The organism is Streptomyces sp. NPDC058086, assembly GCF_042885015.1.
Lineage (GTDB): Bacteria > Actinomycetota > Actinomycetes > Streptomycetales > Streptomycetaceae > Streptomyces.
Genome location: NZ_JBHVST010000103.1, coordinates 18,613 through 39,969, shown reverse-complemented (window position 1 = coordinate 39,969; position 21,357 = coordinate 18,613). Strand labels below are relative to the sequence as shown.

Here is a 21,357-nt window from a genome sequence, read left to right as displayed (position 1 = left end):
GGCCAGGGCCTGCTCCGCGCCGGGGCTGGCGGCAGGGGTTCCGGAGGTCTCCTGCCGGGCGGCGTGCAGGGCGTCGTCTATGGCGTGCAGGGCCGCCGCGGCGGCGAGGAACGAGGCCGGGCTTCGGCCGTCGGCGCTGGACGGGGCCGGCTGGTCGGCTGCTGTCACGGGCACCCCCTCGGGCTTGTCATCGACTGGACGACACCGTGCTTGTCATCCATTGGATGACATGTTACAACGGTTTCAGTGAAGCGCATTGGCAGCAACTGCCCGAACCTGCTGGAGGTGTTTTCACGATGTTGATGCGCACTGACCCCTTCCGTGAGCTGGACCGGCTGGCTCAGCAGCTGATGGGCCCGGGCACCTGGTCGCGGCCGTCCCCGATGCCGATGGACGCCTACCGCGAGGGCGACCGGTACGTGGTGGCCTTCGACGTCCCCGGCGTCAGCGCGGACGCGATCGACATCGACGTCGAGCGGAACATGCTGACCGTCAAGGCCGAGCGCCGGCCCGTGGCGAAGGCCGACGACGTGCAGATGGAACTGTCGGAGCGGCCGCTGGGTGTCTTCTCCCGCCAGATCGTGCTGGCCGACACGCTGGACACCGAGCACATCGAGGCGGACTACGACGCCGGCGTGCTCACCCTGCGGATCCCGATCGCCGAACGTGCCAAGCCCCGCAAGATCGCCATCGGCGGCGGATCCCGCCGCAGGGAGATCTCCGGCTGACCCAAGGGCGACAAGGGCCGAACAGCGGCGGAGGACGGGTCACTGATCTCCCCCCTCTCCCGTCCTCCGCACCCCATCGACCGAAGAAGGTGGCGGCGGTGACCCTGCGACGCGAGGCGTTCCTCGACCGGGTGAAGGAACGCGGTGAGTACGACAGCCTGCAGGAAGCAGAACGCGCGGCCCGTGTGGTGCTCGCCCTGCTGGGCGCGCACCTGGTCGGCGAGGTGCGCGCCCAGCTCGCGGCGCGCCTGCCGGAAGACTTCGCCCTGATCCTCCTCAACCCGCTGCAGAGCGCCGAGCCGCTGCCATCGGAGCGGTTCGTTCGGGCGACGGCGGCCTGGATCGAGGGGGCCACCGAGCAGACCGCGGCCTGGGACGTCAGCGCCGTCCTCTCCACCGCCGCCGATGCGGCCGGTGACGACCTGCTGGGGCAGATCCTGCTCCAGCTCCCCGCGGGCTACGACCTCCTCTTCGGACGCCCCCAGCCCGCCTGATCACCCACCCACTCACCCGGTGACCACCATCCCGGCGACAGAAAGGCAACCACAGCACGTGTTCTCCGACCCGCGCGTCCCGCTGCAGCCTGTGCCCGCGATGTCGTACGAGCAGATGCTGGAGAAGGTCCGCTACGAAGGCGCCTACCTCACCCGCGAGCGGGCCGAGGAGGCCATCCGTCTGGTCGTCGCGGGACTAGGGCGCCAGCTGACGGGCGACGAGCGCGTCGAGCTCGCCGCCCGTCTCCCCTTCGAAGCCGCACGCCTCCTCGCCGCTCAGATCCCCGACACCCAGCCCCTGACCGGCTGGGCCTTCGTCAAGGACCTCGCCGCCCGCGCCGAAGCCTCCTTGGCCACCACCCGCTGGGACACCGGAGCCGTCTTCGCCGCCGTCGCCGCCCTGGCCGGCCCCGACCTCCTCACCCGCATCCTGCACCAGCTCCCTTCCGGTTCGCGCTGCTGTTCGGCCGCGCCGAACTCACCCCCGCCGCCTGAGCACGCCCTGTCCGTCCGGCGCGGGCGCGTTGGTCACGGTGACGCGTGGGGGGTGCAAAGACCCCACGGGACTCTCGTGCCGCAGGCGCCGGGCCGCAGATACCCGTTCCCCCTTCCTGGCCGTCGATCGAAGCCCTGGTCCGCCAGGGACCAAGGCTTCGTGCTGCCCCCGCAGCGCTGGGGCGCGGTGGGGGCGGGGCGGTTGTGGACGTGACGAGCTGCCGGGCCGGCGGCAGCCCAGGAGCGCGGCGCCCGCACCGCGCGGTCAGCGACCAGGCCAGGGATGACGGCGGACAAGGATCGCCCACTCCTCATCCGGCCGGCCCGGTACGAGACGGCCGTCCGTCTCCCACCGCAGGGCGAGTTTCAACACGCTGAACTTGACAGGGAACGCACCTGGTCCAACACGACACCACCCACGCGATCCATGAATCACAGACCCTGCGCATCGAGCGCGTCCACGAAGCCCACCCACGCGAGACCTCGTCCTCCCGCGGTGCCGGACGGCCGACGACGGGCCGGCTCTTCGTCCTGCGCGGCCTGTTGCCTGACGACGCCGACCACCGCCTGCCGCACCCGGCGCCGCAGACGCCGGGTGCCGAGGGCGGGCAGTGAGATCAGTGCGACCCTGTGCTCAGGTTCGACCTCGGTGCTGACCGGGTTGCGCTCCATCCGGCTCGGCAGGTCGGTGAGGAAGACGCCGATGTGTCGCCGTCCTTCAGACGGGTGCCGACGATTTCGGCCACGTGGGCCACGTCGACCTGCTCGTCCGCCACCCGGGTCGGCGACCAGCACGAACCACAGGTTCCTGCCGTTCGTGTCCGCGTCGGGCTGCCTCATGCACTCTCGTCCTGCCGCCGGGTAGGTCTCGGTGATGTCGCGCCTCGCCGCTTCCCCCAGGCTGCCACCACAGGGAGGGATCCGCTCGTCCACCCGTTCGGCAGCATGCCGCGCCTGCGGGCCGGGGCACCCTTAGCATGCTGACTGTGCGACCCATTCTCCCGAAGATCGAGGGCGGCCGGGTACAGGGCCTCCTGCAGCTCATCGAGGACGGCATCCACCTCGTCGTCGCGGCGCTCCTCGTACTGCTCGCGGGGCTCCTGACCGTCGGGGTCGTCCACGACGTCATCAGGTCGATCCAGGGGCCGTACCGCGAGGAGACGGTCGTTCTCTCCGCCCTGGACAACGGCCTTGTGCTGTTCATCGTGGCCGAGCTGCTCCACACCGTCCGCCTGACCATCAGGAACCAGACCCTCGACGCGGAGCCGTTCCTCGTCGTCGGCCTGATTGCCGGCATCCGCAAGGTGCTCATCGTGACGGCCGAGGCGGAGAAGTCCTTCCGGTGGAACGTCGAGGGGATCGAACTGCTCATCCTGGCGGGGCTGATCCTCGTGATGGCGACAGCGGCGTACGTGTGGCGGCGCTCGACGCGGCCGGGAGACTACTTCCCGCTCCAGGAGGCGCGGCGCTCCCCGTCGCCGGAGCCGTCACCCACCCCGGTGCGCGGGTCCTGATCCGTCACCTTCCGCCTCCACGGCAGCCCGCACCCGCTGCTCCTCGCGAGCGGAGCCGACGTCCCGTTCCAGGGGTGTGCGGCTCACGGCCGTCGCGAGGTCCTCCAAGGCTTGCTTCTGCAGTTCCGCCCCGCGCCGCACCACCGGGCTCCGGTCCCCGGCGGCGGAGCCCTCCCACGCGTGGAGCGCCTCCTCCACGCGCCCCCAGTCCGGATTCCTGTGCTCGCGCACGTCGACTGCCGCCTGCGCGGTGTCCGCCTCCAGGGCCTCGGCGAACCGCTCTGCCTCGGGGACGAAACGGCTGTCGGTCCGCGGGACGTGGCTCTCCATGATCATCGCCGCCCGGCCGAACCCCTCGAGCGCCGCCTGCGCCTCCTCCGCCTCGCGCGACGTCAGACCCCTGGGGCGGACCGGTTCCTGCCTTGCCCGGTCGTATGCCTCCTGCCAGGCGGCACGTGCCTCCCTGCTCGCCAGCAGTGCCCTGCGCATGTCGGCGCGATGCTCCCGGGTCGGTTCGGCGTAGCTGCGGAGCACCGCGGCGGCGTAGCGGCCGCTGGCGGCGAGCCAGTCCGCAAGCCGGCCCGCCAGCCGGGGTGTCTCCCATGCGGGGAACACCACGTACGCCAGCATTGCCAGGGCCCCGCCGAGCAGGGTGAGCACCACCCGCTCCGGGACCGTCTGCTCCCATGCCTGGCCGCCCATGCCGAGCAGGAAGACGACGTACGCGGCAGTGAAGCACTGGGAGTAGGCGTAGCCGGTACGGTTCAGCGTGTACGACAGGCCCGCCGAGACCACCGCCAGCGCGCCGAACACATGGGCGTCCGGGCCCAGGGCCCGCACCATCCCGGTGGCGAGCGCGACCCCCGCCAGGGTCCCGGCGAGACGGGCCACCGCACGCGCGTACGTCCGGTGGAAGTCCGGCCGCATCACCATCACCGAGGCGATGGGCGCCCAGTAGCCGTGGCCCAGGGGGAGCCGGGCGGCGATCAGATAGCCCAGCGTGGCCACCGCCGCCAGGCGGACGGCGTGCCGGAACACGGGCGAGTCCCGACGGAGCTCGCGGCGGACCGCCCGGACGACGACCGGGACCAGCCGGAACATAGTCGGGCGCACCAGGAACTGGGCGTCCGCGGGGCCGGGCGGCGTGGGCGTCCTCCCGCGCGCGCCGCCGCTCCCGGCGATCTCCAACGCCTCGCCGAGCAGTTCCACGAGCCGCTCGGCGGCCTGCCGCGCGGGGCCCTCCAGCACCTCGTGGTCCTCGTCGACGCGCAGGACGTCCGTGCTCCTGGGCGGCACCTCGGCGGGAGTGCCGCAGCGGATCGAACGGGCGGCCGCATCCAGGACGTCGGCGGCCGCGTCGAGCAACTCCCGCGCGCGGTCCCGCCCGGGTCCCTCCGCCGGGGCGCCGACGTCCGGGTCGGCGAGCGCGGCGACGACCGGCCGAATGCGCTCGGCGAGGCCCCGGGGGCCGTGGAGGACGGGGGGACGGGTGCGGGCCTGTGACGGCGTCACGGCGGCCGCGTCCCGGGCCGTCATCAACGGCTCCGGGTCGAACGGGGCGGTCGGGTCGTGCCGCAACCGGCGGGCGTAGTCCGCCACGGCGGCCAGGGCGTCGGCGAGCGCGTCACGATGCGCTCCCCAACGCCGGATCGGGAACAGCAGGATCAGCACGGCCTGCACCACGCCTCCGAGTGCGATGACCCCGGCGTGCTCCAGGGCTCGCCCGACGCTCGTGGGCAGGGTGATGGTCACCAGCATGCTGCCGACCGTCGTCGCTGCGACGATCCCAGCGGTCGATCCGACGGCCCACGCCATTCCCGCGGCAAAGGCCCATACGGCCAGCAGCGGGAGGAACGTCACCAGTCGCCCCGCCGCCAGGTAGCCCACGAACGTGCTGAGCGCCAGACCCGCGCCCGCGCCGAGCGCGATGACCTTGCGTGGACGCCAGGTGCGCTGGAAGGTGGCCCCACCCGCGGAGTAGGCGCCGAGGGCGGCGGACGCGGCATACGCAGGGGAGACCAACCACAGCGCCGGCCCGACGACGATCGCCACCCCAGCGGCCGTGCGCATCGCGAGCAGGGGCTCCAGCCGCGCCTCCTCGATCGTGAGCCCGGATCGCACGACCTCTCCGAAGGCCCGCAGCCACGTCACGGGTGTGAGCCTAGCCGGAACACCCTACCGGGTCGCATCGGCCTGGTTGAGGTGCGGCCACCGTCGGGCAGGGAAGCCTCCCACACGCCCCGCGAACAGGCCGGCGGCCGCAGCCGCTGGACGGGGTGCAGCCACTGCGGACACTGCTGAGCGTCCGCCGTCCGTCCTAGTGGGCCGGAGCGCGGGCAATCGCCGTTGGTTCAGGTCCGACCGGAGCGCGGGCTACTCCCCCCCCCCGGCCGGGGAACGGGCAGATCGCCACCCGTCCCCCGGACCGGTCCGGGGGAAACAGACGGGACGGCGGCCCCAGGTCGCCTACCGCTTGTGGCCGTTCCCGTGTCCGTTCGGATGTAGGACCACCTTGGTCCAGCCCTCGTCACGTGCGTCGAAGTGCTCGTAGGCGGTGGGGGCCTCGTCCAGGCTGAGTTCGTGGGAGACGACAAAGCTCGGCTTTGCCTTCCCGCCCGCGATCAGATCCCGCAGCGCCCGGTTGTACCTCTTCACCGGCGCCTGCCCGGTGCCCATGCGTTGGCCCTTGAACCACATCATGCCGAAGTCGATCGGGACCTTGCCTTGCGCCTCCAGTTCCCCCTGGGCCTCCGCGCCGCCGGGGTCCTGGGGCAGGAACACGCCCACCACACCGATGTCGCCCGTGAACCTGACCGAGTCGATCAGTCCGTTGAGCGTGAGGCTGGCGTCCTCGTGTCCCTCGGGGTCGTGTGCCTGGTAGCCGACGCACTCACAGCCGTTGTCGGCGCCCAGACCGAGGGTGGCCTCCTTGACGACCTCCGCCGGCTTCTGCTCAGCGGTGTTGATCGGGATGGCCCCGATCTCCTCCGCCTTGCGCAGCCGGTCGGGCTGGTGGTCGGCCACCCAGACGCGCCCGGCGCCCTTGAGGAGAGCGGAGTAGGCCGCCATCAGCCCGACCGGGCCGGCCCCGAAGACGATCGTCTGGTCGCCCGGTTTGACGTGGGCCATCTCGGTGGCGTGATAGCCGGTGGGGAAGATGTCGGCGAGCATCACGTAGTCGGTCTGCCGCTCGGCGGCGTCCTCACCCAGACGCAGCGCGTTGAAGTCGCCGTAGGGCACGCGCAGCAGTTCCGCCTGGCCGCCCTGGTAAGGGCCCATGTCGGCGAACCCGTAGGCGGCCCCGGCGAGAGCCGGTTCCGGCTGCATGGTCAGGCAGTAGTTGGTCAGACCCCGCTCGCACTGCTTGCAGAACCCGCAGGCGATGTTGAAGGGCAGGACCACATACTCGCCGACCTGGATCTTGCGGACGGCCGAGCCGACCTCCACGACCTGGCCCATGTTCTCGTGTCCCAGGGTGCGGCCGGACTCGAACGAGGTGCGGCCCTCGTACATGTGCAGGTCCGAACCGCAGATGTTGGTAGTGGTGATCTTGACGATGATGTCGCAGGGGTGTTCGATCTTCGCGTCCGGTACGTCCTTCACCGTGACCGTTCGCGGGCCTTCATATACCGCTGCTTTCATGATCGCTTCCTTCGGTGCCGCGGCATGACCGCAGCACGGGTGCGATGGAGACGGCGTACCCAACCTGACTCCCGGGAGTTGGTCCGACGGGGTCCATGGCTCCGGCATGCCTCTGTGGGCCGTTCACCCGGTTCAGGTGGAACGGCGGTGCCGCCGTGGGCCTGCCCAGCGGAGCTTCAGCGCTCCGGCGGCGTGCCTTCCGAGTCCCCGTCGGCCCTTGACGCGAAACAACCACGCACCGATCGATCAGCAGCGGAATCTTCGTACCCGGACGACCACCAACCACCGACGACCACCAAGCACCAACGAATCTCCGACCCGGGTCACCAGCTAGTCGCCGTCGTCGTCTTGGAGTATTCGGCGGCGCTCCTGTTCGCGCTTGGAGTAGGCGGCTGCCCGGATCGCCTCGTCGCTCTCCAAGCCTGATCCCAGCGCCCCGCCCACCGTGGCGACCGAAGCGACGAACCAGGACAACGTCCAGTATTCCGCGGCGTGAAGCGGGGTTCGTGTCGTGGAGGCGAACACTTGGCCGTTGAGGATGAACAGGGCCCACACCAAGTTGATGACGATCAAACCCACGTAGCAGACGAGCACCCCGATACCCACGGTCATGACCGTCGAGGCGTTGTAGAGCCTCGCCCTCTGCCTCGCCTCCCGCGAGACCTCTGCTGATCGGTGCCACAGCTGCGCGTCCACGATCAGCCAGCCGATCATGAGCGCGACGGACCCGACCGTGGCGATCACGAGGCGTGGCGCGCTCAGGGACTCGGCCAGGTTCCAGATGGTGGAGTTCACAGTGGCGACTGCTCCCGTGGCGAGTGCGGCCGCCAGGGCTTTCGACAGGCCCGGCACCAAGCGCCACGGCCGGTTGGCGCGGACCATACCGACGAGCACCCTCAGGTAACCGCGCGGTCCGCTGACGACGTACCGAAGATCAGCGGTCTCCTCCTCACCGACCTGGCCCGGGTGAATCGGCGCGAGGCGACTGACGAAGGGCCCCAGAAGCGGCTGACTCCGCGGAGGTCCCTCAGCCCCGGTGGCCCGCGGGCCCGCCAAGCTGAGCACGGCTTCTTCCACGGCCCGCCGGGCTCTCGTCTGCAGACGCAAGCCCCCCAGCGGAGGAAGGGACAGCAGGGCCAAGCCGTGTTCGTGACTCAGATCCACAACGAGCTTACGCCCGTGTGAGTGCAGCGGAAGGTCGGTGAGGGCCACGACGATGTCCCAACTCTCGGCTCTTCCACGGTCCATGATCCGGCGCATCAAGGTGGGCGGGTCCTCGGTCCTTGCGGTGAAAGGCTCACTCACCACCTCGACGTCGAACCGTCGTCCCTGGCCTGACTTGTCGGCGAGCCGGGCAGGAAGTATCCGGGCCATGCGCTGCGCGATCTCCGTGGGCGCGTCCGGATCCGCCAGGAGAGCCACGACCGTAACGCCCTGAGACGACACCCGCATGACTCCTTCTCGTCGGCTGCCCCCGCGATCGCCCGTGCCCACAGGATGCCCCCGAGGTATCGCCGACGCCGCGTGACACGCTGGCCCCTGCCAGCAGGTGCAGGCGGTACCGTCAGGTCGCCTCGTCCTCCCCGCACAGGGCCTGCTCCACCACCGGGCCACGGTTGCGTGCGCCACCGCGAACACCAGCTCCGCGCCACCCCGTGCACCGCGACGAGATCGATCGGCAGCAGGCCCGCCTCGTGTTCAACCTCGTCACCGTGATCACCTTCATGGGCATCACTGCCTCTACGCCGCGCTGTTCCTGCTCGTCCATGCCACTGCGGCGTTCCTGTTCTTTCCCGGTGCTCGTGCACGAGGCGGATAGCCACGGCCCTCACCGGCCGCCGACGCACCCGTTTGACCGAGCCGCTCCTGACGCCGCCGGCAGCGAGGACCCCGGGAAGGCTGGTCTCCAGCAGCAACGCCGCCTTGTCAGCATCCGCCAACAGCGGAGTGTGCGCCGCCTGGGTCAAAGGGTGTTGCACAACCTTCTGAGCTGGGCATCTCCCTTGGACGGCCGGGTGTTGAGTACTGAACAGGTGTGGGCAACTGGGACCGCTTTTCGGAGTCGCGCCCGGCCGACGCTGCGGACCGACTGTGGATCGTGGACGGCACCCTGATCCCAGTCCGCGACCCGGAGGTCGGCGCGTCCAGCCGCACCTACCGTTTCTGGGCAAACGTGCAGGACATCGTCGACGCCGACACCCGCCTCGTGATCGCAGTGGCCCGACCGGCACCAGGCACCACAGCCGACGCCTGGCGCGCCTCGGACCTGGCTCAGCACTGCCAGGACGTGACCGTCCTGGGTGACGGCGCCTGCCTCAACTGCCGGATGGTCGTGCCGCACCGCAAACGCCCGCGCCGGGCCCTACTGGCAAACGAAGAAGCGGACAACGCCGCCCACCGCAAGGTGCGTGCCCGGGTGGAGCATGTGATCGGACGCATGAAGAACTATAAGATCCTCCGCGACTGCCGACAGCACGGCGACGGCCTCCACCACGCCGTCCAAGCCGTCGCTCACATGCACAACCTCGCCCTCGCATCATGACCAGAAGACTGGGTTCACGCACTCCGACCTGCCCAAACACAGCCTTGTGCAACACCCTTTATAGGCCGTGTATCGAAAATGGATCCGGGATGCTCCGGACGCTCGTGTGAGCGGGGCCCGGTGACGGCGCCTGTCGCGCGGTTCCCGGTGCGATCAGGTAATCAGGAACGGTGAACAAGGACGCGACCGACCCCTTCGTACATGTCCGGGGCGCCAGTGAGAACAACCTGCGGAACATCGATGTCGACGTTCCGCGGGACGCGATGGTCGCCTTCACCGGCGTCTCCGGTTCGGGCAAGTCCTCGCTCGCGTTCGGCACGCTCTACGCGGAGGCCCAGCGGCGCTACTTCGAGTCCGTAGCACCGTACGCCCGAAGGCTGTTGCAACAGGTCGGCGCACCGCACGTGCAGGAAATCACCGGACTGCCACCCGCCGTGGCCCTGCAGCAGCGACGCGGGTCGCCCAGCTCGCGCTCGACGGTCGGCACCATCACCACGCTGTCCAATCTGCTGCGCATGCTGTACTCCCGCGCCGGCACCTATCCGCCCCGGGCCGCACGGCTGGAGGCCGAGTCGTTCTCACCCAACACCGCGGCCGGGGCCTGCCCGGAGTGCCACGGACTGGGCGTCGTGCACGACGTCGCCGAGGACCTGCTCGTCCCGGACCCCTCGCTGAGCATCCGCGAGGGGGCGATCGCCGCCTGGCCGGGCGCCTGGCAGGGCGCCAACCTGCGCAGTGTCGTGAGCGGCCTGGGGATCGACATCGACCGACCGTGGCGCAGGCTCAGGAAGAAGGACCGGAACTGGCTGCTGTACACGGACGAACAGCCCTCCGTGTACATCGAGCCGGAGGAGGACCGCGTCGACTACGGCTACCAGGGCAAGTTCTGGAGCGCCCGCAAGCACGTCATGCACGTCCTCGCCGACTCCAAGAGCGAGAAGATGCGCGAACGGGCGCTCCGATTCGTCAGGAGTGTGCCCTGCCCCGCGTGTCACGGCAGCGGACTGCGGCCCGAGGCGCTCGCCGTGACCTTCGCCGGACGTTCCATCGCCGAGATCAACGCGATGCCGCTCACCGAGGTCGTAGCGCTGCTGCGACCCGTCGCGGGGCGGTCCGAGGCCGACGCCACCACGTCGACCGCCCGATCCGGGGAGACGACCGAGGTCGCGGTCCGGATCTGCGGCGATCTGGTCGCGCGGGTCGACGTACTGCTCGACCTGGGCCTCGGATATCTCAGCCTCGGGCGCCGCTCGACGACCCTGTCGCCCGGCGAGGCGCAACGCCTGCGGATCGCCACCCAGCTGCGCTCGGGGCTGTTCGGCGTCGTCTACGTCCTCGACGAACCCTCCGCTGGCCTGCACCCGGCCGACGCGGAACCGCTGCTGGACGTGCTGGACCGCCTCAAGGCGGCGGGCAACTCGCTGTTCGTCGTGGAGCACGACATGGACGTCGTACGGCGGGCGGACTGGGTGGTCGACATCGGCCCCGGCGCGGGTGAGGGCGGCGGACGCGTGCTGTACAGCGGCCCGGTCGCCGGTCTTGAGCGGGTCGGGGAGTCGGCCACGAGCCAGTACCTGTTCGGGCGCGCCCAGCCGCTCGATCACCGCCCGCGCACACCGAACGGCTGGCTGCACCTGAACGGCGTCTCCCGCCACAATCTGCACGACGTGTCCGTCGACGTACCGCTCTGCGTACTGACGGCGGTGACAGGCGTGTCCGGTTCCGGAAAGTCGACGCTGGTGACGCAGGTGCTCGCCGAGGTCGTCCGCGGCCACCTCGGACTCGTACCCGAGGAGCCCGACGAGGCGCAGCTGGAGGTCGACGTCCAGGACGCGTCGGGGGTCGAGTCGTTCGACCGGCTGGTCCGGGTCGACCAACGGCCCATCGGCCGAACTCCCCGGTCCAACCTTGCCACGTACACGGGGATGTTCGACGCGGTGCGCAAGCTGTACGCGGCGACGGACGAGGCCAGGGCGCGCGGCTACTCGGCCGGGCGGTTCTCCTTCAACGTGCCCGAAGGGCGGTGCGAGACCTGCCAGGGCGAAGGATTCGTCGCGGTCGAACTGCTGTTCCTGCCCGGCACCTACGCGCCGTGCCCGACCTGCCAGGGCGCCCGGTACAACGCCGAAACGCTGGAAGTCACCTACCGCGGCAAGAACATCGCGGAAGTACTGGCGCTGTCCGTCGACGCCGCCGCCGAGTTCCTGTCCGCCGTCCCGGCCGCCTCCCGCAGTCTGGAGACGTTGCGCGAGGTGGGACTGGGGTACCTGCGGCTGGGCCAGCCCGCGACGGAACTCAGCGGCGGTGAGGCGCAACGCATCAAACTGGCCACCGAACTGCAGCGAGCCCGCCGCGGGCACGCGCTCTACCTGCTCGACGAGCCGACGGCGGGGCTGCACCCCTCGGACATCGCGCTGCTGCTGCGACAGCTGCACCGGCTCGTCGACGCCGGCAACACGGTCGTCCTCGTCGAGCACGACCTGGACACGATCGCCACCGCCGACTGGGTCATCGACCTCGGGCCGGGCGGCGGCGATGCGGGCGGGCGGGTGGTCGCGGCGGGCCCGCCGGCCAAGGTGGCGAGAGCCCGTCCCAGCGCCACCGCGCCCTATCTCGCGGCCCGGCTCGCGCGCTCATGACGACGGCGCGAGGGCGCCGCTCCCTGGCTCTTCCGGCAACACCAGGCAGTTGCGGTCGCCGCAGGTAAGGCGCAGCAGTTCGGCCCGCCCTCCGTTGGGACCCACGTCGGCGAAACCGTAGGCGGCGCCGACCATCCTCGGATTTGTGGGGAGTGGTCAGACAGAACGCGGTCAGGCCCTTCTTGGGCCTTTCGACATGCGTATCGGGGACATTCTTCACGGGCATCTCAGTTCAGTCCGGCGACATGCACCGGGGCGCGACTGCTACAGCAGCCGGTCGAACACCGCGGTCACGCCCTCCCAGTGACTGGTCTGCGGGTTCTTCACATCCGGATACATGATTTTGAACGTCTCGGCGAGGGCGACGCTGAGACCGCCGATGATCTCGGGGTAGCGCTCTTCGGCCTCCTGGGTAGGTGTCCTGTCGAGGGGAGGATGCGTGGCGAGCTGTTCCAGGATCGGCTTCAGCTCGACCTCCTCGTCGAGCCGCCGGAACCGGTGGATGCACTCCTGGAGGCCCTTGGTGATCGGCAGGTCCCACGGTTCGACGGTATCCCTGCCGTTGGCCTTGGCCGACGCCTGGCCGACGACCAGGAGGTCGTAGAGCTTGGCGTCGACGAAGTCGCCGTACCGCTTCAGGTCGTTCTTGTCCACGTCGAGGCTTGCGGCGGCGCGGAAGAACCTCTCGAACTTCGACACACCCATCACGGTCATGCCTCTCGCCTCCTCACCGGGAACGGACGACGTCGTTCGCTCCCGCCCGCGCCGCCATCGGCTGTTACCCGGTCGAGATTCGCACAGCCCTCTGCTGAGCGCCTCCGCACCCCAGGCCGAAAAAGGGCACCCCCTCTTCCCCTGGCAGAGCAGCATGAAGTGCGCAGGCATCCCTGGGCCAGCCGTACGGCCGTCCGTCCGCAGGAGGCCGCACGGCGTTGCAACGCCTCGAACGAGAATTGCTGACCGGACGACACGACCAACTCGGGGAAGGGGGACTGTATTAGGGCACCCCGCCGAGATTGGACGGTGAGGCTGGTCGACGGGGTGGGCAGCGAACCCCCATTCCGACGACGTGCGGGGGCGCGCCATCCTGTCAACTCCTTCAGAGCATCTCCAGGGGCGTGGGCCCGCTGGGTGGCGGGAACGCCTCGTCGAGGGCGTCGAGAGCCTCGGCGGGAAGGTGGAGGTCCACTGCGCCGCGGTTCTCCCGAACGTGGTCGGGTGACCCGGAACGCGGGATAGCGGCCACCCCCTGTTCCAGCACCCAGGCGAGTGCCACCTGGGTCGGCGTGGCTCCGAGGGCCCGGGCCACGGCACCCAGCGCCTCGACCTTCAGGAGTCGCCCCTGCTCGATCGGGGAGTAGGCCATGACCGTCACCCCGGCCTCGCGGCACCAGGGGAGCAGATCCCACTCGATGCCGCGCCGGGAGAGGTTGTACAGCACCTGGTCGACGGCCACGGCGTCGCCACCGGGGAGGGTGGTCAGCTCGACCATGTCGGCGACGTCCAGATTGCTCACGCCCCAGTAACGGATCTTCTCCGCCTCCATCAGGTCGGTGAATCCCGCAAGGGTCTCCTCAAGTGGCCACCGTCCCCGCCAGTGCAGCAGGTAGAGGTCCAGCCGTTCCGCACGGAGCCGCCGCAGGCTGCCCTCGCAGGCGGCGACGGTGCCCTTCCGGTCGGCGTGGCCGGGCAGCACCTTGCTGACGAGGAAGACCTCCTCCCGGCGTCCCCGGAGGGCCTCCCCGACGAGCTCCTCAGCTGCGCCGTCGCCGTACATCTCCGCCGTGTCGACGACGGTCATGCCCAGGTCCACACCCAGCCGCAGCGCGGCGATCTCCTGTTCACGCCGGGCCGGTTCCTCGCCCAGGTACCAGGTGCCCTGCCCGAGCGCCGCGATCTCCTCACCGGAGGGGAGCGCGATCGTTCTGGCCGATTCCGCAGACATCTCGGGCCTCCCGTCTGCCGCGGATCCGTGTCACTCGCTCCCGCACCGAGTGCCCAGGTCCGCGCCTCCCAGACAACCGGTGTCGCATGCGCCGCAGGGAGGTCAGGAGGGGCGAGCGGACTGCGCCGAGAGCGTGCCGGGACCGGGTGCGCGGTCGCGCAACGCGATGGCGACCGACACGACGGCTCCGCAGGAGAGGACCGCCGCGAAGCCGATCATCGCGGTCTGCACGGCGAAATGCCGCAGGGCGATGCTGAACAGGACGGAGGGCAGGCCCATTCCCAGGTACGCGACGACGAAGAACACGGCGAGGACCCCCGCGCGTGAGGCGGGCTCGGCCACTGAAACGGCACGTTCGACGCCTCCCTTGAACAGCAGCCCGGAGCCGGCTCCCGACAGCGACACGGCGACCAGGTAGAGCCAGAGCGCCGGGTGGTATAGGGCGACGGCGCACAGGACCAGGCCGACCGGGAAGACCACTGCCCCCACGGTCAGGACCCGGGGCAGTGGGAGGCGGCCCAGCACCAGCTGGGCGGCCGCCGCGGAACCGAACATGACGAAGGCAGCCAGGCCGACCACGAGGTGCGAGTCGGTGTGCAGGGTGCCGTGGAGCACGCTCGCCCCGAGGGAGGAGATCAGGCCGAGGATCGCGAAGGCGAAGGCGCCCAGCGCGCCGGCCGCGCCGAACGTCCGCCGGCCGCCGGGGCGCAGGACAAACCTGCTGGGCCGTTCGGCCGCGGGCAGCTCCAGGTCCACGGTCTCCGGGGTGGACAACACCAGCACCAGGCACACTGCCATGGCGAGCGTGAAGATCGCCTGGGTGGTGATCAGGGGCGTGGGAAGCCACTCGGCGGCGGCTCCGGCGACCAGGGGGCCTGAGGCCAGGCCGCCGAGGTTGGCGGCGGTGGCCACGATGCCGGGCAGCACCGAACCCGTCCGTTCCGGACGGGCCTCGTGGTGGAGGTCGTGCAGGTACGTCGTCGCAGTCGAGGCCATCAGCCCCAGTCCGACGCCGTTCAGGATCCTGCCCGCGATCAGCCCCGGCAGGTCCCGCCACGCGATCAGTACGACCGACGCGACGATGCCGACCAGCAGCGCCGGGACGATGATGCGCCGCCGGCCGAGCCTGTCCGACAGGTGTCCCAGTCCGAGGAAGGCGGCCGCTGCGCCCACGACCATCGAGGCGTACGCCACCGTGACCGTGGTCGCGCCGAAGTGGTCCCGGGCCTCGTACAGCGGCCACAGCGGGGTCGGCGCGGTGCCGAAGGCCATCAGCACGGTGAAGGCCACCGCCACGAACCAGAAGCCGGTCGTGTGCGAGGCACGGCGCCGGGCGGGGGCGCCGGGCGGCAGGTCGGCGGGAGCGGGTGCTGGGATCCGGTGGGTCGGGTCGTCGGGAGCGTCGGCTGTGGGACGGCTCAGCGGCGTCGGAACGGCAGTCAGGGGTACCCCTCCTCGGGCGGAAGTGGATGGCGCTTTCCATCCTCCTCACCAGCCTGGATCAGTGCCAACGAATGTTTTTGCTGGGCTCGAGCAATGCGAGTGATACTTCTCGTGTGGAGCTACGTCAGCTGGAGCACTTCATCGCGGTCGCCGAGGAGCTGAGTTTCACGCGTGCCGCCCGTCGGCTGCACGTGGTGCAGTCCGGGGTGTCCGCCGCGATCCGCTCTCTGGAGCGCGAGCTCGGCTGCGCGCTGTTCGAGCGCTCGTCGCAGCAGGTCCGGCTCACCGGGGCGGGCGCGGCGCTGCTGCCGGAGGCTCGGGCCACCCTGGACGCCGCCCAGGCGGCCCAGGACGCCGTGCGTGCCGCGCAGGACACGCTGCGCGGCACGGTGAATGTGGGCGCCATGGCCTCGGTCGAGGTGGTGGACCTGCCTGCGCTCCTCGGGCAGCTGCACGCGCGGCATCCGGCGATCGACGTCCGGCTACGGCTGGCGACGACCGGGTCGGCGGGACTGGCGCACGCACTGCTCAGCGGGGACCTGGACGTGGCCTTCCTGTCGCTGCCCGAGCACAAACCCGCCGGGATCGACGCACGGGAGCTGGCCACCGTGCCGCTCGTCCTGGTGGTGAGCGCCGCCCATCCGCTCGCCCAGCGGGGAGCGGTGGCACTTGCGGACCTCGCGGGGGAGCCCTTCGTGGACTTCCCGCCGGGCTACGGCAACCGCGAGGTGGTCGACCGGGCGTTCGCGGTGGCGGGCGTCGTACGCCGGGTGGCACTGGAAGTGCCCGACATCGACATGGGGGCGGCACTGGTCCGGCACGGTCTGGGCATCGCCTTCCTGCCCGCGTTCGCCGTTGCCCGCACCCCCGGCCTGCACGTCCTGGACGTTCACGGCACCATGCTCCGCTGGCGAATGCATCTCGGCACGTCGTCGACCCGGCGACCAAGCTCGGCCCTGCGGGCGCTGCTCGACCTGGTCGACCTCCACGTCATCGCCCTGTGACGCCCGGGCCGCGGCCCGGGCGTCACCCGTCGGTGGTGTCCGGCCCCCTGCGTGCGCCTCGCTCCGGCCGCGACATCTGCCGCAGCATCCGCTGACGCTCAGGCTGCCGTCGTCCACAGGCGGCGTCGGACACCTTCTCGGCCCCTTCGAGGCTGGTGCCGAAGGCCCCGCCGATCATCGCGATGGCGGTGATGAACCAAGGCCCCCGTCTTCTGGCGCGACGTTGATCAACCGAGGAAGGGCCACCCACCCACTGCAGCTCTGTAACAGGGCAGCCCGCCCAACTGCCGCCGGCACCGCTCGCACAACCGTTCTAGCGGAGCCTCAGCCGTGTCCGCCCAGCACGATCTTCCACACTCGGGTCGCCACCTGGAGGTTGAGCCGGTCCTCGACGTTCGCGAGGTCGTTGCCGCTGATGTCGCGGATGCGCTGGAGCCGATAGCGCAGCGTGCTGCGGTGGATCGCGAGGGATTCGGCGGTCTCGTCGTAGTTGCCGCCGCAGTCGAAGTACCGGGACAGGGTCTCCACCATGGCCGCGTGGTGCCGGGAGTCGTAGTCGATGAGCTGCCCGAGCCACTCGTGGACGAACGTCTCCAGTTCCCGGTAATCGTTGCCGGGTCCCAGGATGCGGTAGAGGCCGAGCTCGTCGAAGAACGTCGTGCCGTAGTGCTCGCGGGAGTGGCGGCGTACTTCCAGGGCGCGCTGCGCCTCCTGGTAGCGGTGCGGGATGTCGTCCAGGGAGTCGCAAGGGGCGCTCACCCCGATCGTCCCGGACCGTGTCCCGGTCTCCCGGGCGAGCGCCTCGTACAACGCGCGGGCGTGCGGCCTGTCGTCGGCGATAAGGACGACGTGGTCGGAACGTCGGGTCAGCAGCGAGCGTATGCCCACGGCAGAGGCCGCCCGGCCCACGGTCTGCGCGAAGGAATCGTCCGCAGTCCGGTTCGACCACTGCACCACGACGACGTAGTGGCTGCGGTGCAGGTCGTGTCCGACTGCCTCGGACCGGGCGTAGGCGCTCGCCTCGTCCGTCCCTGCCAGGAGGTCGTCGACCAGCTCGCGGTGCAGCCTCAGCTCCACTTCGGCCAGATTGCGCAGGTGCGCCAGCTCCGGGGCGAGTGACGTGGCGGCGTGTTCCAGCGCGAGCACGGTGTGCTCGTCGGCCTCGTCCCGGGCATCGACCAGCGCCAGCACGCCCAGGATCTCGCCGTGCGGGCGGACCAGGGTGATCAGCCGGTCCTTTATCCGCACCGGCCCGACCTCCCGGGCGACGGCGTGCAGCATTTCGTCCTGGCGCACGGGGTCCGGTTCCGGATAGGGGTCGGGGCGGCTGGGGCCGGTCCAGGACCTCAGCCGACCGAAGCGGTCCTCGACCAGCGCGGGGAGTCCAGTGAGCCCGTGCAGCGCGCGGGTGATGGCTTCCTCGCCGCCGCCCGAGGCAGCGACGTCGGCCATGAGCGCGTGAACGTCCCGCTGGTACCCCAGCTCAGCCACGACGGAGATCAGCTGCCCCTGGAGGGCTGTGCGTTCCTCCCTCAGCCGGTGCAGTTCCAGCGCGTCCTCGCGTTGGCGGCGGTGTGCGAAGGCGACTGACAGTGCAGCAGCGGTGTGCCGGACGAGCGTGGCGAGCAGGGATCGATCGGCCTCGGTGGGCCGGGAGCGGGACGTCACCACGAGGTATCCGTGGAGTCTCTCAAGTCCGCGTAGCCCCAGGGCCCGGCCCCAGGGCCTGCCCGGTACGGTCACAGGGCCGTCCTGCCCGGCCAGCTCCCGCACCCTCCGGTTCACGGCCAAGGCATGGATCTGCCCGTTCCTCGGGCTGGGGACCAGGTCGCCGTCCACCTTGAGGTATCCGGCCTCGGCGCTGTATGGCCCTGCGGCGGCTATGTGGTCCATGGCCAGGCGCAGGATCTCGCCTTCGTCCGGGGTGTCGAACAGGGCGCGGGAGAGCACCATCAGTTCGCGTAGTGCATGATCGGCCGGGGTTGGAGCGGGTGGGCGGGGCCCTCTCCGCGCGGCCGTGCGGTGCCGCCCGCCGCTGCCCCGCGGAAGACCGCCCTCCCGGTCGGAGCAGCGGCGGTACAGCTGGTGCGCCCGGCTGCTGGCCATGGGATCACTCCGTTCTACCCGAGCCTACAGGCGAGCGGTGGTACCCGCTCCCAGGCCGGCTCATCCGAGATGTTCGGTTCTTCCTCTCGTACTCGTGGGGCGACCGGACCCGTGCATTCCTGACTCGCCAGGCGCAGGCGTGGAGCCACTCGGATCGCCACCCTGGGGAGTGTTCGAAACCGTCCGTGCGCACGGGTGGGAAACCGGCGGAGGTCCCACCCCAACCTGAACGAACGCGGTCCGGAGAGTCGACGCAGGCGCCGTACCGGGAGGAGTTCCTCATGGCCAAGGCAGTGGGCATCGACCTGGGCACCACCAACTCGGTGATCGCCGTGTGGGAGGGCGGCGAGCCGTCCGTCGTGCCCAACAGCGAGGGCAGCCGCACGACACCGTCCGTTGTGGCCTTCACCGACACCGGGGAACGTCTGGTGGGCCAGCTGGCCCGGCGCCAGGCGATCCTCAATCCCAAGGGCACCATCTACTCGGCCAAGCGGTTCATCGGCCGGCATTTCGACGAGATCTCCGACGAGGCCAGGGCGGTGGCGTACGACGTCGTCGAGGGCGACGGCGGGGCGGCCCGCTTCAAGGTGCGCGACAAGCTGTACGCGCCTGAGGAGATCAGCGCACAGGTGCTGCGCAAACTCGCCGACGACGCCTCCAAGCAGCTCGGGGAGCGGGTCACGGAGGCGGTCATCACGGTGCCCGCCTACTTCAACGACGCCCAGCGCACCGCCACCAAGGACGCCGGACGGATCGCGGGACTGGAGGTGCTGCGGATCATCAACGAGCCGACGGCGGCCGCCCTCGCGTACGGCATGGACAAGAAGCAGCACGAGACCGTCCTCGTCTTCGACCTGGGCGGTGGCACCTTCGACGTGAGCATCCTCGACGTCGGCGACGGCGTGGTGGAGGTGCGCTCCACCGCCGGCGACAGTCACCTGGGCGGCGACGACTTCGACCGGCGTCTGGTGGACTACCTCGCGGACGACTTCCAGAAGGCGAACGGCATCGACCTGCGGAAGGACCCGCAGGCGCTGCAACGACTGTTCGAGGCGGCGGAGAAGGCCAAGACCGAGCTGAGTTCGGTGGCGCAGACGCAGGTCAGCCTGCCGTTCATCACCGCCGATGCCTCGGGCCCCAAGCACCTCACCGACTCGATCATGCGGTCCACGTTCGAGCAGATCACCGCCGACCTGGTCGAGCGGACCATGGGACCGGTGCAGCAGGCCATGGCCGACGCCAAGGTCGGAGAGAGCGACATCGACGAGGTCATCCTCGTAGGCGGCTCCACCCGCATCCCCGCCGTCCAGAACCTGGTTCGCCGGCTGACCGGCGGCAAGGACCCCAACATGAGCGTCAACCCCGACGAGGTCGTGGCGCTGGGCGCCGCGATCCAGGCCGGGGTCCTCAAGGGCGAGGTCAAGGACGTCCTGCTGCTCGACGTCACGCCCTTGTCGCTGGGCGTGGAGACGCGCGGCGGAGTAATGACGAAGATCGTCGAGCGGAACACCACCATCCCCGTGCGCCGCAGCGAGACCTTCTCCACCGCCGAGGACAACCAGCCCGCCGTCGACATCGTCGTCCTCCAGGGCGAGCGCGAGCGGGCCGCCGACAACCGGGTGCTGGGCCGGTTCCAGCTCACCGACATCCGCCCGGCGCCGCGGGGGGAACCACAGGTCGAGGTCACCTTCGACATCGACGCCAACGGCATCCTCAACGTCAGCGCGCGCGACAAGGACACCGGCAAGGAACAGGGCATCACCATCAGCGAGAGCTCCAACCTGGACCGCAGTGAGGTCGAGCGCATGGTCCAGGAGGCCGAGCACAACCGGGGCCAGGACCAGGCACTCCGCGAGGCCGTCGACGCCCGCAACGAACTCGACGCCGTCGCGTACCAGGTCGAGAAGCGCCTCGCCGAACTGGGCGACGCAGCGCCCGCGCACGAAAAGGCACGCGCCGAGATGCTCGTGTCCGACGCCCGGGCGGCGGTCAAGGAAGAGGCAGGCGTGGAGCGCGTGCGGCCCCTGACCTCCGAACTCCAGCAGGTGCTCGCCGGGCTGGCGGCCCATCAGGGCGCCGCTGCCACGAGCGGTCCCGGCCAGGACGCCGCCACCGGCGGTCCCACGAGTGGCGGTGCCGGTACCGATGACGTCATCGACGCCGAGTTCGACAAGGGCTGAGGCGCGCCATGCCCACCCACCCCCAGGAACCCGACCGGGCCGGGTCGGATCCGGTCGAACCGGTCCCGGAAGGCGCCGTACGCCCTCCGCGCGGGGATTTGCCGCAACCGGGCCCGCCAACCCGGCCGGAAGCGGCGAACGGCGAACCGGGACCCGATGCCGCCGGCCCCGCGCCTGCCGAGGACGAGTACACGACCGCGATCCAGGAACTGGAGGACCGCTGGCGGCGCGCACTCGCCGACCTCGACAACTTTCGCAAGCGTCACGCCAGGGAACTGGAGCGCGAACGGGCGGTCGAACGGTCCCGCACGGCGGCCGCCTTCCTGCCCGTCCTCGACAACCTCGAACTCGCCCTGACCCATGCCGACGCCGATCCGGGCGCGATCGTGGAGGGCATCCAGGCGGTCCGCGACCAGGCGGTGAACGTCCTCGAACTGCTCGGCTACCCGCGGCACGCGGAGACCGGCGTCGCCTTCGACCCGGCCCGGCACGAGGTGGTCGGCGTCGTCCAGGACCCCGACGCCCCACCGGGCACGGTCGTCGAGGTGCTGCGCCCCGGCTACGGGGACGGCGAGCGGCAGCTCAGGCCGGCCGCGGTGACCGTCGCGAAGCGGGAGTGACCGGT

Annotated in this window: 15 protein-coding genes and 3 pseudogenes; 9 read left to right on the top strand and 9 right to left on the bottom strand. The window is 70.6% G+C overall.

Annotated elements, in window-relative coordinates; all coding sequences use genetic code 11:
• Window positions 1-168, bottom strand: a pseudogene (locus ACFVWD_RS46265) (type III effector protein); the annotation flags it as partial.
• Between the two features lie 128 nt (window positions 169-296).
• On the opposite strand from ACFVWD_RS46265, the gene ACFVWD_RS46260 reads away from it, so the two are divergent.
• From ACFVWD_RS46260 to ACFVWD_RS46250, 3 genes and pseudogenes are all read left to right on the top strand, one after another.
• A complete protein-coding gene (locus ACFVWD_RS46260) occupies window positions 297-728 on the top strand; it encodes an Hsp20/alpha crystallin family protein (RefSeq protein WP_389604261.1) in 432 nt (143 codons plus the stop codon).
• Window positions 729-826: 98 nt separating this feature from the next.
• The gene (locus tag ACFVWD_RS46255; protein ID WP_389604259.1) at window positions 827-1,222 is read left to right on the top strand and encodes a DUF2267 domain-containing protein; all 396 of its coding nucleotides are present in this window, start codon (window positions 827-829) and stop codon (window positions 1,220-1,222) included.
• A 58-nt stretch (window positions 1,223-1,280) separates the two neighbouring features.
• A pseudogene (locus tag ACFVWD_RS46250) lies at window positions 1,281-1,717 on the top strand (DUF2267 domain-containing protein).
• A gap of 432 nt (window positions 1,718-2,149) precedes the next feature.
• Here ACFVWD_RS46250 and ACFVWD_RS46245 read toward each other — a convergent pair.
• Window positions 2,150-2,557: a hypothetical protein gene (locus tag ACFVWD_RS46245; protein WP_389604257.1), complete on the bottom strand. Its 408-nt coding sequence runs from the start codon at window positions 2,555-2,557 to the stop codon at window positions 2,150-2,152.
• 137 nt (window positions 2,558-2,694) lie between these two features.
• Between ACFVWD_RS46245 and ACFVWD_RS46240 the strand changes: the two genes are divergently transcribed.
• Window positions 2,695-3,231, top strand: a complete 537-nt coding sequence (locus tag ACFVWD_RS46240; protein ID WP_382097426.1) for a phosphate-starvation-inducible PsiE family protein — start codon at window positions 2,695-2,697, stop codon at window positions 3,229-3,231.
• Here the strand turns inward: ACFVWD_RS46240 and ACFVWD_RS46235 are convergent.
• The 3 genes from ACFVWD_RS46235 to ACFVWD_RS46225 all read right to left on the bottom strand — a co-directional run bounded on the left by ACFVWD_RS46235 (window position 3,205) and on the right by ACFVWD_RS46225 (window position 8,325).
• Window positions 3,205-5,382: an FUSC family protein gene (locus ACFVWD_RS46235; protein WP_389604255.1), complete on the bottom strand. Its 2,178-nt coding sequence runs from the start codon at window positions 5,380-5,382 to the stop codon at window positions 3,205-3,207. The genes ACFVWD_RS46240 and ACFVWD_RS46235 overlap by 27 nt on opposite strands.
• Window positions 5,383-5,697: 315 nt before the next feature.
• Window positions 5,698-6,873: a glutathione-independent formaldehyde dehydrogenase gene (locus ACFVWD_RS46230; protein WP_389604253.1), complete on the bottom strand. Its 1,176-nt coding sequence runs from the start codon at window positions 6,871-6,873 to the stop codon at window positions 5,698-5,700.
• A gap of 330 nt (window positions 6,874-7,203) precedes the next feature.
• Entirely contained in the window at window positions 7,204-8,325 is a 1,122-nt protein-coding gene (locus ACFVWD_RS46225; RefSeq protein WP_351617260.1) for a hypothetical protein, read from the bottom strand.
• 610 nt (window positions 8,326-8,935) lie between these two features.
• Between ACFVWD_RS46225 and ACFVWD_RS46220 the strand changes: the two are divergent.
• A pseudogene (locus ACFVWD_RS46220) lies at window positions 8,936-9,415 on the top strand (transposase family protein); the annotation flags it as partial.
• A 170-nt stretch (window positions 9,416-9,585) separates the two neighbouring features.
• Complete coding sequence (gene uvrA / locus ACFVWD_RS46215; RefSeq protein ID WP_389604251.1) at window positions 9,586-12,054, top strand: excinuclease ABC subunit UvrA; 2,469 nt, start codon at window positions 9,586-9,588, stop codon at window positions 12,052-12,054.
• Between the two features lie 264 nt (window positions 12,055-12,318).
• Here uvrA and ACFVWD_RS46210 read toward each other — a convergent pair whose 3' ends face one another.
• From ACFVWD_RS46210 to ACFVWD_RS46200, 3 genes are all read right to left on the bottom strand, one after another.
• Window positions 12,319-12,768, bottom strand: coding sequence for a DUF1931 family protein (locus tag ACFVWD_RS46210; RefSeq protein ID WP_351617148.1), 450 nt, complete (start codon window positions 12,766-12,768; stop codon window positions 12,319-12,321).
• A 385-nt stretch (window positions 12,769-13,153) separates the two neighbouring features.
• Window positions 13,154-13,999: an aldo/keto reductase gene (locus ACFVWD_RS46205; protein ID WP_389604249.1), complete on the bottom strand. Its 846-nt coding sequence runs from the start codon at window positions 13,997-13,999 to the stop codon at window positions 13,154-13,156.
• 102 nt (window positions 14,000-14,101) lie between these two features.
• Window positions 14,102-15,295 carry an MFS transporter gene (locus ACFVWD_RS46200; protein ID WP_389604248.1) on the bottom strand — a complete coding sequence of 398 codons (1,194 nt, stop codon included), beginning with the start codon at window positions 15,293-15,295 and terminating at the stop codon, window positions 14,102-14,104.
• A gap of 260 nt (window positions 15,296-15,555) precedes the next feature.
• Between ACFVWD_RS46200 and ACFVWD_RS46195 the strand changes: the two genes are divergently transcribed.
• Complete coding sequence (locus tag ACFVWD_RS46195) at window positions 15,556-16,446, top strand: LysR family transcriptional regulator (protein WP_389604246.1); 891 nt, start codon at window positions 15,556-15,558, stop codon at window positions 16,444-16,446.
• 324 nt (window positions 16,447-16,770) lie between these two features.
• On the opposite strand, the gene ACFVWD_RS46190 is transcribed toward ACFVWD_RS46195, so the two are convergent.
• On the bottom strand, window positions 16,771-18,552 hold the full coding sequence (locus tag ACFVWD_RS46190; RefSeq protein ID WP_389604245.1) for a PucR family transcriptional regulator: 1,782 nt from the start codon (window positions 18,550-18,552) through the stop codon (window positions 16,771-16,773).
• A 281-nt stretch (window positions 18,553-18,833) separates the two neighbouring features.
• Here ACFVWD_RS46190 and dnaK point away from each other — a divergent pair, with 281 nt between their 5' ends.
• On the top strand, window positions 18,834-20,732 hold the full coding sequence (gene dnaK / locus ACFVWD_RS46185; RefSeq protein WP_389604243.1) for a molecular chaperone DnaK: 1,899 nt from the start codon (window positions 18,834-18,836) through the stop codon (window positions 20,730-20,732).
• A gap of 8 nt (window positions 20,733-20,740) precedes the next feature.
• Window positions 20,741-21,352, top strand: a complete 612-nt coding sequence (gene grpE, locus ACFVWD_RS46180; RefSeq protein WP_389604242.1) for a nucleotide exchange factor GrpE — start codon at window positions 20,741-20,743, stop codon at window positions 21,350-21,352.
• Window positions 21,353-21,357 lie beyond the last annotated feature (5 nt).

Coding starts and splice junctions, on each gene's coding strand:
- ACFVWD_RS46240 (WP_382097426.1), top strand. CDS start 2,695: ATGCTGACTGTGCGACCCATTCTCCCGAAGATCGAGGGCGGCCGGGTA.
- ACFVWD_RS46190 (WP_389604245.1), bottom strand. CDS start 18,552: ATGGCCAGCAGCCGGGCGCACCAGCTGTACCGCCGCTGCTCCGACCGG.
- ACFVWD_RS46205 (WP_389604249.1), bottom strand. CDS start 13,999: ATGTCTGCGGAATCGGCCAGAACGATCGCGCTCCCCTCCGGTGAGGAG.
- dnaK (WP_389604243.1), top strand. CDS start 18,834: ATGGCCAAGGCAGTGGGCATCGACCTGGGCACCACCAACTCGGTGATC.
- ACFVWD_RS46245 (WP_389604257.1), bottom strand. CDS start 2,557: ATGAGGCAGCCCGACGCGGACACGAACGGCAGGAACCTGTGGTTCGTG.
- ACFVWD_RS46230 (WP_389604253.1), bottom strand. CDS start 6,873: ATGAAAGCAGCGGTATATGAAGGCCCGCGAACGGTCACGGTGAAGGAC.
- grpE (WP_389604242.1), top strand. CDS start 20,741: ATGCCCACCCACCCCCAGGAACCCGACCGGGCCGGGTCGGATCCGGTC.
- ACFVWD_RS46210 (WP_351617148.1), bottom strand. CDS start 12,768: ATGACCGTGATGGGTGTGTCGAAGTTCGAGAGGTTCTTCCGCGCCGCC.
- ACFVWD_RS46260 (WP_389604261.1), top strand. CDS start 297: ATGTTGATGCGCACTGACCCCTTCCGTGAGCTGGACCGGCTGGCTCAG.
- ACFVWD_RS46225 (WP_351617260.1), bottom strand. CDS start 8,325: ATGCGGGTGTCGTCTCAGGGCGTTACGGTCGTGGCTCTCCTGGCGGAT.